This is a genomic window from Streptomyces pluripotens (assembly GCF_000802245.2).
Classification (GTDB): Bacteria; Actinomycetota; Actinomycetes; order Streptomycetales; family Streptomycetaceae; genus Streptomyces; species Streptomyces pluripotens.
On sequence record NZ_CP021080.1, the window covers coordinates 2,011,741 to 2,025,988 of the forward strand.

Here is a 14,248-nt window from a genome sequence, read left to right on the forward strand (position 1 = left end):
CCGCTCAGGACCGGCGGGAGCGGATGCCGGCCTCAGGATTCGGTGTCCGGGAGCATGCCGTGTCCGACTCCAGCCCTCGCGGGTGGCCTGACGGCGAGCGGCGAGGGGAGGTGCGGTGGTTCTCCCTTGAACAAGGGTCTCCGTATTGCATGACGCGGACACATCCAGGCGCGTACGCTCTGACCAGCCGCACACCGGCGGTGAGAAGGGGGATCGATGAACTTCGGGGGCGCTCGAGAGCGGGCGGCACGCCTGACCGCACGGCTGCGGCGCTCCGCCCCGGAGCGGGCGACGCCCTTCCGCTCGGGCCCGGCGATGCGTTCCCTGGCCGACGGTCTCGCCTCGGCCGTCCGGGCCCGGCTCCGACCGCCCGAGGACGTAGGGGAGTTGTGCCGGGCCTTGTGCGAGGAGATGAGCGTGTTGCGCGGCGGGCGCCCGGTGGAACTGCGCTTCGAACGGTTCCCCGATGAGATCGAAGTCACCGGACTCTGTGTGGAGTTCGCCGACTTCGACCTGGTCATAGTGGAGGAACGGGCCGAGGCCGTACAGCGACTGGTCATCCTGGGACACGAATTGTGGCATTTGTACGCCGGACACCGACACCACCACCTGTCCGGGACCGCGGTGGCCCGCGCACTCGCCGACACCCCCGACTGGCCGGACAGGGCGCTCACGGTGGCCGCCCGCAACGGCTCCCGGGAGGTCGACGAGGCCGAGGCCGACGACTTCGGGCACCGCCTGGCCACCCTGTTCCGGTCCCACCTGTCCGGGACCCGCGCCGCCCCCCTCGATCCCGTCCAGCGCTCACTCGGCTATCGCGGACGTGGAGGAGCCACGCGGTGACCCTGCTGGCGCTGAACCCCTCTCGCTTCCTCAGCGAGTTCTACATTTCGTTCTGGATTCCCACCGCCGTACTCACCGCCGCTCTGGTGATCAAGTTGCCCACGATCATCCGGCTGTGGCGTGACCCGTTGCTGCGGGCGGTCGGTGGCCTGCTCCTGCTCGCCTGCGCGGTGTTCGTGTTCTGCTCTCCGACCACGATCGCCCGGGTCAACCGGCTGACCGGCGTGCCCAACATCTCGGCTCCCTGGTGCTATTCGCTCATCACCGCATTCTGCGGCTCCTGCCTCCTGTTGATCATCACCTGGCGCAACGGCCCGTCCGACCGGTCGGCCACCACCCGCCGTGCCACACGCCGGGTGGTCTCCGGGTACTGCGGGGTGATCGTCGCCCTGTGGGTGCTGTTCGGACTCGCCGACGCCCCCGTGGAACGGCTGCGGGACCTCGACACCTACTACGCCAACACGCCGTTCATGCGCGAGGAGATCCTGCTCTACCTCGTCGCGCACGCCGTGGCTTGCCTGATCACCTCAAGGCTGATCTGGAACTGGGTGCGCACCGAAGGTCTGGACGCCTGGCTGCGCTGGGGTCTGAAACTGCTGGGCGTCGGCTATCTGCTGAACTTGATCTTCGACGCGTCCAAGCTGACCGCCGTCGCCGCGCGCTGGTGCGGGCACGACCTGGACTGGCTGAGCACCGATCTCGCTCCGCCGGTCGCCGCGCTGTCCGCCATCCTGATCGCGGTCGGCTTCATCCTGCCGCACGCCGGCCAGTACCTGCACGACCGCTGGCGGGTCCGGCTCGCCCACCGCGAACTGCGCCCGCTGTACCAATTGATGCGCACCGAGAACGGGGAGGGCGTGCCGTTCGTCCTGCGCGCCACTCCGGAACTACGGCTGACCCGGCGCGAGACCTTCATCCGGGACGTGCTGCTGCCCCTGGCCCGCCGTCTCGACCCCGGTCTCGGCAGCCGGGCGTACGACGCCGCTCTCGGCCTCGGGCATCCGCCGGAGCGGGCCCGGGCGCTGGCCGCGGCCGTGAGCATCCTCGACGCCGTCGAGACCGGCGCCCGTACGCCGGAACCGGCCTGGGGTTCCCCCCAGTCCCCTGAGGCATCGGACGAGGGCGACGGGCCCGACACCACGAGTCTGCTCCAGGAGATCGGGGCCATCTCCCGAGCCCTCCGCCGTCCCGACGAGATCGAGGCGGTCCGCGCGCGTGCGACCGCCCCTGCAGGAAGCGTTGCCGTCCATGAGTGATCGCACCCCCACCGCCGTCGTACTCGGCGGCTCCCTCGCCGGCCTGCTCGCGGCCCGCGCCCTGGCCTCCACCGGGGCCCGGGTGACCGTGGTCGAGCGGGACGCCCTCCCCGCGGGCCCCGAGCCGCGCAGGGGGTTGCCGCAGGCGCGACACGTGCACCAGCTGTGGTCGGGGGGCGCACAGGCGTTGGAGCAGCTGCTGCCCGGGGCGATCGGGCGGCTGCGGGAGGCCGGCGTACGTCGGGTACCGGTGACCACGGACATGGTGGCGCTGTCCCCGCACGGCTGGTACCGGCGCTGGGTCGAATCGGCCTTCATGCTGCCCGCCAGCCGGGACCTGCTCGACTGGGTGGTGCGCCAACTCGCTCTGGCTGATGGGCGGGTCGAGCTGGTGGAGCGGGCCGAGGCGGTGGGACTGACCGGTCGGAGCGGAAGTACGGGCACGGTCGTGACCGGGGTCCGTGTCCGCGCCCACGACGGCACCGAGCGCACGCTGACGGCCGACCTGGTGGTGGACGCCACCGGGCGCGGCTCCCGCGCCGTCCACTGGCTGACCGGACTCGGTCTGCCCGTCACCGAGCGGCGCGAAGTGGACTCCGGGCTCGTCTATGCCAGCCGTCTGTACCACGCACCGGAGCCGGCCCGGGAGAGCTTCCCGATCGTCAACATCGAACCCGATCCGCGGGGTGCGGGAACCGGGCGCGGGGGCGTGCTGATGCCGGTCGAGAACGGCCGGTGGATCGTCACGCTGATCGGCGGGCGGGGTGACGAACCACCGGCGGACGGCGCCGAGTTCGCCCGCTACGCGCGCGAAGAGCTGCGCCATCCCCTCATCGGAGAGCTACTGGCCGGCGGGGCGGAGCCGCTGAGCGAGGTCACGATCACCCGCACCACCGCGAACCGGCGCCACTTCTTCGAACGGATGGCGCAGTGGCCGGAGAACTTCGTTGTCCTCGGGGACGCGGTGTGTGCGCTGAACCCGGTGTACGGCCACGGGATGGCCGTGGCGGCCCGGTCCGCCCTTGCGCTGCAGGACGTGGTACGACGTCGGGGACTGGGTAGCCCGGCGCTTTCCCGACAGGTGCAGAAGGAAGTCGGGCGCAGGGTACGGGCTGCGTGGGACCTCGCCATAGGGGCGGACGTGTTCTATCCGGGCGCGACCGAACACGGGCCGACACTGCGGGACCGGGTGCTGTCCGCTTACGTCGGACGCCTGCTGTACACCGCGACGGGCAACGGCCGGATCGCCCGCCGGGTCACCGATGTCACATCACTGCAGCGGGGGGCACAGACACTACTGTCCCCGAGCATGCTGGTCGCCGCCGCAGTGGGACCGCTGAAGCCTCCGCTCGCGGTTCCGCCGTTGACGGCGCAGGAGCGCAAGACCGCGGGAGTCCCGTAGGGAGGGGGCAGCGGGGACCAGGTCCGGAAGGACTGCGCACACCCCGAGCCGGACGGGCGCGCAGCAGTACTGCCGAACGACCGGCTGTGCCGCCGTGACGCGGGCGGCTCAGCCGGCGAACACCGGTCGGAGCGGTCACCGGCCCCCTCCCGGGGGCACCAGGCGGGACGGGCACCGACCCAGTGCTCCCGGCATCATGGGGGCATGCCACTCGACTTCCAGCTCGTGCTGCTGCGCCGTATGGCCGACCACAACCCGGACCTGGTCGAGGAGGCCCGGCGGCAGCTCGGGGTGTCCGTCGCGGACATGCGGGAGACCAACAAGCGCTGGCAGGCCATGGTCCGTTCGCCGAGGTCACGGACCGCCGCCGGTCGGTACCGGTCGATCCTCGGCGAGCCCGAGTCCGTGCTGCCGCGCCGCCTGGGCGACATCGGCTGCGAGGCCCGGCACTGGGCCCTGCCGCTCTGGCCCGAGCTGCGCTTCGAAGTGCTGGTCGGACCGGACGGGAACGTGTGGAACGAGTGGCTGGTGCGCGCGCCCGGGGCCCCGGCGCCGAAGCTGAAAACCCTGGACGACCTCGTCCCCTGGTCCTGCACGGTCGACGAGGTCGCCCGCGCCTTCGCCCCCGCCCGCCCGCTGGAGGGTACGGCGCCCACCCGGTGGGGGCTGGCCTTCACCGCCCCCGGTCGGGACGGCACGCGGCATGAGGTGGTCGCCGAATTCACCTGGGGACTACTGCAGCGGACGGCGGTGCGTGTCTGAGCCGTCGTCTCCGCGCCCGCCCGGGCGCCGAGCGCCTCCGCCCGGCCAGGAACACGGTGTGGGGAACGCGGTCGCTGGTGTAGGAAGGGTGCTGTCCCCCGGTAGTCGACCGCACCTCGACAGCAAGCCGACACTAAGGAGTGCGCCGCGTGTCCTTCCTCTTTCCCGCTCTGGCGGATGGCCCGGGTGAGCGGGTCGCCCTGCGGTTCGGCGAGCGGTCCTTGACGTACGACGCTCTCGCCGGCGCGGCCGGTGCACTCGCGACGCGGCTGCGGGGAGCCGGCCGGGTGGCCGTGTGGGCCACCCCGGATCTGGAGACCGCCGTCGCGGTTACGGGTGCACTGCTCGCTGGGACGGCAGCAGTGCCGCTGAACCCGAAGTCGGGCGAGAAGGAACTGGCGCACATTCTCTCCGACAGCGCGCCGTCCCTGATTCTCGCTGCACCGGGGGTCGAACTTCCCGCGCCCCTGGGTGGCTTGGCACGACTCGACGTCGACCTTTCCGCCAGGGGTGCCGCTTCGACGGAGCAGGCAGCCGAGAAGGACCCGGCCCTGATCGTCTACACGTCCGGCACCACCGGGCCGCCCAAGGGCGCGGTCATCCCGCGCCGGGCCGTCGCCACCACCCTGGACGCGATCGCCGACGCCTGGCAGTGGACCGGGGAGGACGTGCTCGTGCACGGGCTGCCCCTGTTCCACGTGCACGGGCTCGTACTGGGCGTCCTCGGGCCGCTGCGCCGCGGCGGTACGGTGCGGCACCTGGGGCGGTTCAGTACCGAGGGCGTGACGCGTGAGCTGAACGACGGGGCGACCATGTTGTTCGGGGTGCCGACGATGTACCACCGCATCGCCGAGGCGCTGCCCGGGAACCCGGAGCTGGCCGAGGCGCTCGGCCGGGCCCGGCTGCTGGTCTCGGGGTCGGCTGCGCTGCCCGTGCACGACCACGAGCGGATCGCGGCGGCGACCGGACAGCGGGTGATCGAGCGGTACGGCATGACCGAGACCCTGATGAACACCAGTATGCGTGCCGACGGTACGGCCCGGGTCGGGACGGTGGGGGTGCCGCTGCCGGGCGTGCAGCTGCGGCTGGTGGAGGAGGACGACACGGAGATCACCGGGTACGACTCAGAGAGCGTGGGGGAGATTCAGGTGCGCGGTGCGAACCTGTTCACCGAGTACCTGAACCGGCCCGACGCCACCGCCGCCGCGTTCACGGAGGACGGCTGGTTCCGCACCGGGGACATGGCGGTGCGCGAGCCCGGCGGACACGTCCGTATCGTGGGGCGCAAGGCCACCGACCTGATCAAGAGCGGCGGGTACAAGATCGGGGCGGGCGAGATCGAGAACGCCCTGCTGGAACATCCGGGGGTGCGGGAGGCGGCGGTCACCGGGGAACCGGACGCGGACCTGGGCGAACGGATCGTCGCGTGGATCGTCCCGGTCGACCCGCAGTCGCCGCCCGGCGCGGAGGAGCTGGCCGATCAGGTCGCCCGGCGGCTGGCCCCGCACAAGCGGCCACGGGTCGTCCGGTATCTGGCGGCACTCCCCCGCAACGACATGGGGAAGATCATGAAACGGGCGCTGGCCGATGTCTGAGCGCCCGACGGCGCGGGAGATCCTGGCGCTCTGCACGGACGTCGGCAGCTTCACGGACATCCCCTTCGCCGCACGGCCGTCCACAGTGGACGGCCCCCTCGGCTGGCAGGGCTACGACGCCTCACACGCCCGTGCCGCGCACCGCACCGGCGAGGAGGAGGCGGTCGTCTGCGGTACCGCGAGCATCGGCGGCACCCGGGCCGTCCTGATCGCCTTCGAGTTCGGTTTCCTGGGCGGCTCGCTCGGCGAACGCACCGGGGACCGGCTGGAGGCCGCCTACCTCCACGCCCGGGAGCACCGGTTGCCGGTCGTGCCGTTGATCGCAACCGGGGGCAGCCGGATGCAGGAAGGAATGCTGGCACTCACCCAACTCCAACGAGTGGCACGCCAGTCGGCGCTCACCCGGGACGCGGGGCTGCCGCAGATCGCGGTCCTGCGGGATCCGACGACGGGCGGTGGCTGGGCCACGCTCGGCGCGGGCGCGGACGTGGTCCTGGCCCTGCCCGGCGCCCAGGTAGGCTTCGCCGGCTCCCGGGTCCGGCCGCCGAACGCCGACCCGGCCGCCTACACGGCCGAGGCGCAGGTGGCAGCAGGGGCGGCGGACGCGATCGTGGCGCCGGAGGAACTGCGCGGCACTCTGGGGCGATGGCTACGCCTGCTGGCCGGACCCCCCGCGCTCGCATCCGCGCCGTCGTCCGTCCGACGCCCCGATCCCGCACCGGTTCCGCCCGCGCTCGGCTCCTCCCGGCTGCCCAGCACCGGCTGGGACGCGGTCCGACGTGCCCGCTCCCCCGAACGCCCGCCCGCCCGGGCCTACCTGGACACCTACTTCAGCCATCGGGTCGACATCAGCGGTGACCGGTGCGGCGGGGTGGATCCCGACGGCATGCTGTGCGGGTTCGGGGAGCACGACGGCCGTACCGTGGCCTACGCGGCGCAGACCGGCACGGCGACCCGGCCGGCCGGATACCGTACGGCCGCGCGGCTGATCCGGCTGGCGGACCGGCTCGGCCTGCCCGTGCTGACGCTGGTCGACACCCCGGGTGCCGCCCATGACGCGGAGGCGGAACGGCACGGTGTCGGGGCGGCGATCGCCGAGGTGTTCGGGACGCTGACCGCGGTCAAGGTCCCGGTCACCACGCTCGTCGTCGGCGAGGGGGGTTCCGGTGGGGCACTTGCGCTGGCCGCGCCGGACAACACCTGGGCCACGGCGGACTGCTACTTCTCGGTGATCGCCCCGGAATCGGCCGCGGCCATTCTCAAACGACCACCGCAGGAGGTGGAGGCAACTGCCGGGCAACTGCGCATCCGGCCGCAGGACCTGGTGGAACTGGGGGTGGTCCGGGGCATCGTGGACCACCTGCGGCCGTCGGCCGCCTCACCGCCGTCCGGATGACCCCTCCGTCCGGACGATCCTCTGCGTCACCGTCCGGATGCGCTGCTGACACCGTCGGAAACGCCCTGGGACCCGGCTCGCCGTGGACCGCTCGCAGGACTCCGGCTCCGCCGGGGGACGCGGACGTATTCCGGTTGCCGTGCCGCACCGGATACGCGGTGGCACGGCAACCGGGCCGAGTGCGCAATCCGCGCCGGAGTCCACCACCGCGCGGTGAGCCGGGGTCGAAACCCCCATTCAGCGGCGCCCCGCCCGGCCCCCTCCAGAAGGCGCCCGTCCCCGCGCCCCGCGCAGGATGCAAACAGAGGAAGACCCGCCAGCCGGGCGGGCGCCCGAGGCCCGCGCACTCGAGAGGATCTGCCGTGACCGTCAGCCTGGAGCAGTTGCGCCGCTGCCACTTCGCCGTCGACCTGGGCGCGGCCCGCACCCGGGTGTATGTGAAGGGCGCGGGTCTTATCGTCGACCAACCGTCGGCGGCGGCCATGAACACCCGCACCGGCGCGCTGATCGCGGTGGGCGAGCTCGCGGAGAAGATGACCGGGCGGACACCGAGCTACATCAGAGTCGTCCGACCGGTCTCCGGCGGGACCGTGGTCGACATCGAGATGGCCCAGCGGATGCTGCGCCATCTGCTGGGCGACAAGACGCGCCGCGCGCTGCGCCGCAAGCCTCGGCTGCGCGCGGCGGCCTGTACCCCGCACGACGCCGATCCACTGGCCCAGCGTGCGACGATCGAGACGCTGGTCGGGCTGGGGGCGCGCAGGGTCGAACTGGTGGACACGCTGATCGCTGCGGCCGTGGGGTGCGGGCTGCCCGTGGAGCGTCCCGAGGCGACCATGATCATGGTGTGCGGAGCCGCGGCGACACAGGTCGCGGTCCTCTCCCTGGGCTCCATCGTCACCGCCGAACGGATTCCGGTGGGCGGGGAAGCCGTGGACCACGCGATCGTGCAGTACCTGCGACACAATCACGAGCTGATGCTGCCCAGCCAATCCGTACGCCCGTTGCAGCTGGCCCTGTCGGGCAACGGGCTCACCCCATACGGCCCCGCGTCGACCGAGATCCACGGCCGGGACGTGGCGACCGGTCTGGCCCGCAGCGTGCGGGTCGACACCGCCGCCGTGCGGACCGCGATCCAGACCCCGCTGACGGCCGTTTTGGACGGCATCGGCAAGGTGCTGCGGGACTGCCCGCCGGACCTGGTGGCCGATCTCGCTGACAGCGGGATCACGATGGTCGGCGGCTCCGCGCTGCTGCCCGGGTTCGACGAGATGCTGCGGGAGTCCACCGGCATGCCCGTGCACATCGCCGAGCGGCCCGACATCTGCGCGGCCCAGGGATTGGGTGCCATGCTGGAGGGCCAGATCGAACCGCTGGTCCTGAACCCGCTGGCCGCCTGACCAAGGCCGAAGGCCACTGCCCGGGCCGGTGCGCCCGGTCGCGTCCTTACCCCCCGGCACACCGTCCCGCCCGGGCGGGCATGCCGTGCGTGCCCAGCTCACCACCGCCCGCCGGCCCGTCCCCGCTGCCCGGGGACCGAACCGCGCGCCAGGCACGGCCCGGCGTCAGCGAGCAGCTCCGGGGCACGGGCAGCCTCCACGATCCCGCCCCCGCGCACCCGCGGCCTCACCGCGCCGGCCGGCCTTCCGCACCCCACGTGCCGGGCCCGGAGGAGTGACCGACGACTGACGTGACGTCAGTACGGCAGGATGCGCCCCGAAGGCGTCCTGCGGTCGATCTCCTGCCCACGCGGGGCGGGGGGTCGCCGGCTGACACGCACTCGGATCCGACGGTCCATGACGCCCTCCTCCTGCCGGTTCCGTCCGGCGGTGGACGCCGGTAGAAGGTGCGTGCCCAGGACGGGGCCCGTTCAAGCGCGAACCGGATCAAGTATTCGTATCGGCCCAGATGTTGTCGGACCGCCAGGGGGCGCCGTCAGGGGTGCCCTTCGGGAGTGCCGCCGGACCGTTGAGAGCGACGGCGGAATTCGCCCGACCCCGGAAGCAGCCCCAGTTCACCCGCTTGCCCGCTTGCCCGCTTGCCCGCTTGCCCGCTTGCCACGAGCGACTCCTCCGACCGACCCGTGGGCACAACGTCCTTCTTCCGCCGGCACGCCAACCAGCCGGAACGCCCTGCCACTTGAAAAACGGAACACTGTTCCGTATGTTAAACGGGACAACGTTCCGGTTATTGGGGTGCCAGAACCGGACGCTCCTGATCGCCTGACTGGCCCTTGCCCCCGAACCGCTTCGGCGGCAAGGCCATCGAAGGGAAAGAGCCAGCATGAGTGCATCGACTCGCCCCTCCGACACCTCCGGTGTCCTCGACTCCCCCGCTCCCGTGATCTCGGTCGGTCCGGTGGTGCTGCCGACTCCCGACCGGGCCGTGGACCTTCAGGTGCGGGTCTCCGCACCCGTGACCGGGCGCGAACTGCCCGTCGTCCTCCTCTCGCACGGTCAGGGGTACTCGAACAACCTGTCCTCACTGAACGGCTACGCCCCCCTTGCCGACTTCTGGGCGGCGCACGGCTTCGCCGTGATCCAGCCCACTCATCTGAGTTCCAGGACCCTGAGTCGGACGCTGGATCCCGACACACCTGGGGCGCCCATGTACTGGCGGTCACGGGCCGAGGACATGACGCGCATCCTCGACCAGCTCGACGTGATCGAGGCCGCCGTCCCGCAGCTTCCCGGACACCTGGATCACCACAGAGTCGCCGTTGCCGGGCATTCGATGGGTGGGCACACCGCGAGCTTGCTGCTGGGTGCCCGACTCACCGACCCCGACGACGGAGCAGAAGTGGACCTGACCGAACCCCGGATCAAGGCGGGCGTCCTGCTTGCCGCGCCGGGCCGCGGCGGCGACGCCCTCACCACGTCCGCAGCTGAGCGTTTCTCCTTCATGCTGACCACGGACTTCTCCAAGATGTCGACGCCCGCGCTCGTGATCGCCGGTGACAAGGACACCCCCACCCACCTGACGGCGCGCGGCCCGGCCTGGTACACCGACCCCTACGTCCTCGCCCCGGGTCCCAAGTCCCTGCTGACCCTTTTCGACGCGGAGCACGGACTCGGCGGAATCTCCGGGTACGACGTCGCCGAGACCACGGACGAGAGCCCCGAGCGAGTGTCCGTGGTCCAGCGACTCACCTGGGCCTACCTCCGCTCCACGCTCTACCCCGGGGATCCCGCGTGGCAGGCTGCGCGTGACGCACTGGCGGCCGGTCCCGATCCGCTGGGACGGATCGAATCCAAGTAGCCCGCGCCGAAAGCGCACCCGGGGAACCCCGGGGCACGCCCCGGGCAGGGAACGGGGGATCGGCGGGAGGCGTGGACGCGGCGGGCACGCTGCCGACGGCACGGCGAGCACCGGACCGCGCGCCCGCGGCCTCTCAGGCGAACGAGCTGCCCACCGCAGTGACACGCGGCGCGCGGGTGGCCGGAGTACACGCCGGGGCGTGGCCCGGTCCCGGTGAGGCGATCCCCGCGGCGACCGCGGTGCGCCGGCCCGGCACGCTGCGCGCAGAAGGCCGCCGAAGCGGAGTAGCGCGAGCGTGTCGGCCGGTGTCTCCTCAGTGGTGGTCGTGCGTCCGCCGGGAGGGCGTCGCCGTCCCGGCGGACGCAGAGGCAGAAGACGCAGAGGCAGAGGCAGCGGCAGAGGCAGCGGCAGCGGCGCTGTCACTCGACGAGGCCGAAGCAGTCGGGCTGACACTTGCGGGTGATGAGGGGGTGACCTGCGACGCGGTCGGGGAGGCACTGTCCGTGGGGGTGGGGGACGGGGGTGTCTGGCCAAGTGGTGACAGCACCGCGTCGACGACCCGGCCGCCGCCGTCCGTCGTCAGGGTGACGGGATTGGAGACCTTGAGGAGCGCGCCGCAGCCGAGGTCGCTGAACGTCCCATTGGCACGTGCGGCGAGGAAGGCGAACAGGTTCGGTGCCGTTCCCGGGTCGGGCGAGGGTGCGGCCTCGAAGAGGGCCTTGTCCTTGAAGATCCGCTGGATGCCGGAGGGGTCATCGAAGAGGGTCGTGCAGTAGGCCGCGCCGTCACCGTCGCCGCCGGCACCGAGGGCGGGCATGTTCACGCCCGCGCGATAGGCGTTGGTCTTCTCGACGCTGGCGTGGCCGTCGACGCGTGTCATCGGGTCGTTCTGCGGGATCAACGCGATCGGGGCCTTCTGGTTGGCCGCGGCGGACAGTTCGTCCAGCGCCAGGGCGGAGGTGGCCTGACCGTCGCTGGACTGGTTGGGCGCGGTGAACGGTGTGCAGCCCAGGGCCGGGTCCATGAACTGGGTCAGCAGCAGGTTGTCGCTGCCGTTGGCCAGGTCCTTGGGGGTGTTGGCCTTCGCCGACTTGACCCGACCGTCGTGGTGGTGATGGCGGTCCCCACGGTTGTCCAGCCGCGCGGCCCTGCTCATCGCTCTCCTGCTCGCGGCGTTGTTCTGGGCGATCCGGCCACGGGCGTCGGCGAGGTAGTGGGTGACCACGTTGTCGCTTCCGTCCTGGTCCACGACGGAGAAGTCCCGCGTGGTCGGGCAGGGCAGCCCGTCCTTTGCGGTCCCGAGCGCCGGGATCGCGAGCTGCTTGTTGGCCATCTGGCCCTTGGCGGCCTTGAAGAAGGCCGGAGCATTGCAGTAGGCGAACTGGCCGAAGATGGAGCCCTTCACCCCGTTGACGCACTTGCCTTGGCCGAGGCTGTCGGAGCGGCTGCTCGCCTGCAGGGTCAGGTTGGCGTTGTTGAAGCCGAACCAGATTCCGACCGTCGAGCCCGCCGGCACTGAGGGCCGGGCCGGGCGCGCGGCCGATCTCTTCCCCTTGTCGACCACCAGCGGGTTGTAGATGGTCAGTGTGCCGTCCTTGGTGAGGATCGCGGCTTCCACGAACGCCGCCTGATCAGGGTTGGCCTCGTGGCACGGCCCCTGCGCCGGATCCGTTGCGACGAGTTCGTAGGGCGTGGCCAGACCCTCGGCGGTCAGCGGCTGCCGGGGGACCACGAGCGTGCAGTTCGCGTTGGGGCCGCCGGCCGGCGTCGGCTGCGCGGAGGCCTCCTGGTTCCCCCGTCTGTGGTGGTGACGGCTGCTCGCGGCGAACACCGATCCGGCGACGACTGCGAGGATCACCGGCCCGCCGACCAACGCGACCGAAAGCTTCGACCTTTTCCAGCGTCGAGCTCGCTCTCTCCGCAGAACGCGTGGTGACCGTGTCAGGCTGTTTCTGGGCATTGGCTCGCTCCTTACTGAGTTTCCCTCCACTGAGGAGATACGGATGCCGGACAGGTGCCGTTCACCGTGACACCCACCCATTCAACGGGGCGGAATGACCGACCATTTACCGGCACGATGACCCATTCGCCACACAAGCCGCCCTGAAGCCACACGACGGCAAAAAGCATGACCGGGGGGCACGCATAAAGGGCTTCACTTATCGACGAAGTGTCAATGCGGCGCACTATTCGCCATCGGGACCTGGTTTCCGATCAATATCGGCACGATATGGTCATCCGTGTCGGAGCCCATCGCGGGTGCACGGCCGGGCGGCCTCCGTCGGTTCCGGTGCAGGCGTTGCCGGGGCCGCGATCGACGTCCGCGAGCGCACCCGAGGCCGGGGGAGCCAACGCAGCAGGCGCGGACGACGATCCCTAGTCGAGACCGATCGCCGTGCAGGCCGCCATGAACTTGGCGATGCAGATGTCAGAGATCTTGTAGATGCCGTCCGCCACGACCGTTTCCCTGATGTTCTTCTGTGTCAGGGCGCTCACCGCGACCATCTGGGCTGGGATGCCCTTGTTGGTCGGGCTGTCGACGCGGTCCTGGGTGAGGGCGTCGAACTGGATGTCCTTGCCCTGGACCTTGTCGACGGCCATGTCGGCGGCGGCCTCGGCCTCGTCCGGGTAGGGCTTGTAGACGGTCATGTACTGCTTGCCGGTGACGATGCGCTGCACGGCGTCGAGATCGGCATCCTGACCGGTGAGCGGCGGGATGCGGATCACGCCCGCGGCTTTCAGGGCCTTGACGATGCCGCCCGCCATGGCGTCGTTGGCGGAGTAGATGGCGGCGATGTTGTCCACGCCGATCGCGTTGAGTGCCTTGGTCATGTCGGCCTGGGCCAGATCCGGGCTCCAGTTCCTGACGTCGTAGGACTTCGCGATCGTCACCTTGCCCCTCAGCTCGGCGAGGGCGCCCTTCTTGAACTGTTTGGCATTTGGATCGGTGGGCGAGCCGTTCATCATGACGATCTTCGCGGAGGAACCGGCCTCCCGCCCCAGTGCCGCCAGCAAGGTGCGGCCCTGCACCTCCCCGACGAACTCGTTGTCGAAGGAGACGTACGCGTCGATCGGCCCCTCAGCGAGCCGGTCGTACGCGATGACCGGAATGCCTGCATTCTTGGCCTTGGTCACCAGGCCGGAGATGGCGTGCGAGTCAACGGCGTCGAGCAGTATGACGTCGACCTTGTCGTCGATCATCTCCTGCATCTGCCGGGCCTGTCTGCTCGCGCTCGCGCCCGCGTTGGCGTATTTCACCCTGCCCTGCTTCTTCGTGAGTTCGGCAACCCTGCGCTTGATGATGGGGTAGTCGAAGTTCACGTACCGCGTGTTCGTCGTCTCCGGCATCAGCAGACCCACCGTGAGGTCGTTGCCCCTGACCGGGCTCGCGCCGCTGGAGCCCCCCGTCGCGTTCATCGCGCCGCATCCGAGCGAGAGGGTCATCGTGGAGACTGCCGCGGTGATGGCGATTCGACGCATTCGGGGCTCACTTCAGGTGTGTTCCGGACGCGGGCCGTTGCGCAGCCCAGGTGAACGAGAAGACAACGGGCCGCAACAGCCGACGTCAAGCGGAACTACCGAACCCACACACGGCGCTACGCTGCGCTACTCTCCCCGAGAGGAGGCGGGGCTTGCCGCCGGGACGGCGATGACCTGGGCCCTTTCCCCGCCACTTACGCTCTCGCGAGTACCACTCCGCGCGACTTCGACTGAAGCGTCGGCCATGTGCGGCATG

The 14,248-nt window shown here is 71.0% G+C and carries 10 protein-coding genes; 8 read left to right on the forward strand and 2 right to left on the reverse strand.

Annotated elements, in window-relative coordinates:
- Nucleotides 1-216 precede the first annotated feature (216 nt).
- The 8 genes from LK06_RS08930 (at nucleotide 217) to LK06_RS08965 (ending at nucleotide 10,512) form a co-directional block, all read left to right on the forward strand.
- Nucleotides 217-843 (forward strand): toxin-antitoxin system, toxin component family protein, encoded by a 627-nt coding sequence (locus tag LK06_RS08930; RefSeq protein ID WP_174673834.1) that lies wholly within the window; start codon nucleotides 217-219, stop codon nucleotides 841-843.
- The gene (locus LK06_RS08935) at nucleotides 840-2,099 is read left to right on the forward strand and encodes an MAB_1171c family putative transporter (protein ID WP_043433124.1); all 1,260 of its coding nucleotides are present in this window, start codon (nucleotides 840-842) and stop codon (nucleotides 2,097-2,099) included. Before LK06_RS08930 ends, LK06_RS08935 begins: the two co-directional genes overlap by 4 nt.
- Nucleotides 2,092-3,501, forward strand: a complete 1,410-nt coding sequence (locus LK06_RS08940) for an NAD(P)/FAD-dependent oxidoreductase (protein ID WP_071659215.1) — start codon at nucleotides 2,092-2,094, stop codon at nucleotides 3,499-3,501. Before LK06_RS08935 ends, LK06_RS08940 begins: the two co-directional genes overlap by 8 nt.
- A 204-nt stretch (nucleotides 3,502-3,705) precedes the next feature.
- The gene (locus tag LK06_RS08945; protein WP_039654524.1) at nucleotides 3,706-4,263 is read left to right on the forward strand and encodes a hypothetical protein; all 558 of its coding nucleotides are present in this window, start codon (nucleotides 3,706-3,708) and stop codon (nucleotides 4,261-4,263) included.
- 149 nt (nucleotides 4,264-4,412) lie between these two features.
- A complete protein-coding gene (locus LK06_RS08950) occupies nucleotides 4,413-5,858 on the forward strand; it encodes an acyl-CoA synthetase (protein ID WP_039654525.1) in 1,446 nt (481 codons plus the stop codon).
- Complete coding sequence (locus LK06_RS08955) at nucleotides 5,851-7,254, forward strand: carboxyl transferase domain-containing protein (RefSeq protein WP_086083220.1); 1,404 nt, start codon at nucleotides 5,851-5,853, stop codon at nucleotides 7,252-7,254. Before LK06_RS08950 ends, LK06_RS08955 begins: the two co-directional genes overlap by 8 nt.
- Nucleotides 7,255-7,616: 362 nt before the next feature.
- Nucleotides 7,617-8,654: a rod shape-determining protein gene (locus LK06_RS08960; protein WP_039654526.1), complete on the forward strand. Its 1,038-nt coding sequence runs from the start codon at nucleotides 7,617-7,619 to the stop codon at nucleotides 8,652-8,654.
- Between the two features lie 883 nt (nucleotides 8,655-9,537).
- The gene (locus LK06_RS08965) at nucleotides 9,538-10,512 is read left to right on the forward strand and encodes an alpha/beta hydrolase family protein (RefSeq protein WP_039654527.1); all 975 of its coding nucleotides are present in this window, start codon (nucleotides 9,538-9,540) and stop codon (nucleotides 10,510-10,512) included.
- A 313-nt stretch (nucleotides 10,513-10,825) separates the two neighbouring features.
- Here LK06_RS08965 and LK06_RS08970 read toward each other — a convergent pair whose 3' ends face one another.
- Together LK06_RS08970 and LK06_RS08975 are read right to left on the reverse strand one after the other, a co-directional pair.
- The gene (locus LK06_RS08970) at nucleotides 10,826-12,370 is read right to left on the reverse strand and encodes a hypothetical protein (protein ID WP_174673835.1); all 1,545 of its coding nucleotides are present in this window, start codon (nucleotides 12,368-12,370) and stop codon (nucleotides 10,826-10,828) included.
- Nucleotides 12,371-12,888: 518 nt separating this feature from the next.
- Entirely contained in the window at nucleotides 12,889-13,992 is a 1,104-nt protein-coding gene (locus LK06_RS08975) for a substrate-binding domain-containing protein (RefSeq protein ID WP_043433127.1), read from the reverse strand.
- Between the last annotated feature and the right edge of the window lie 256 nt (nucleotides 13,993-14,248).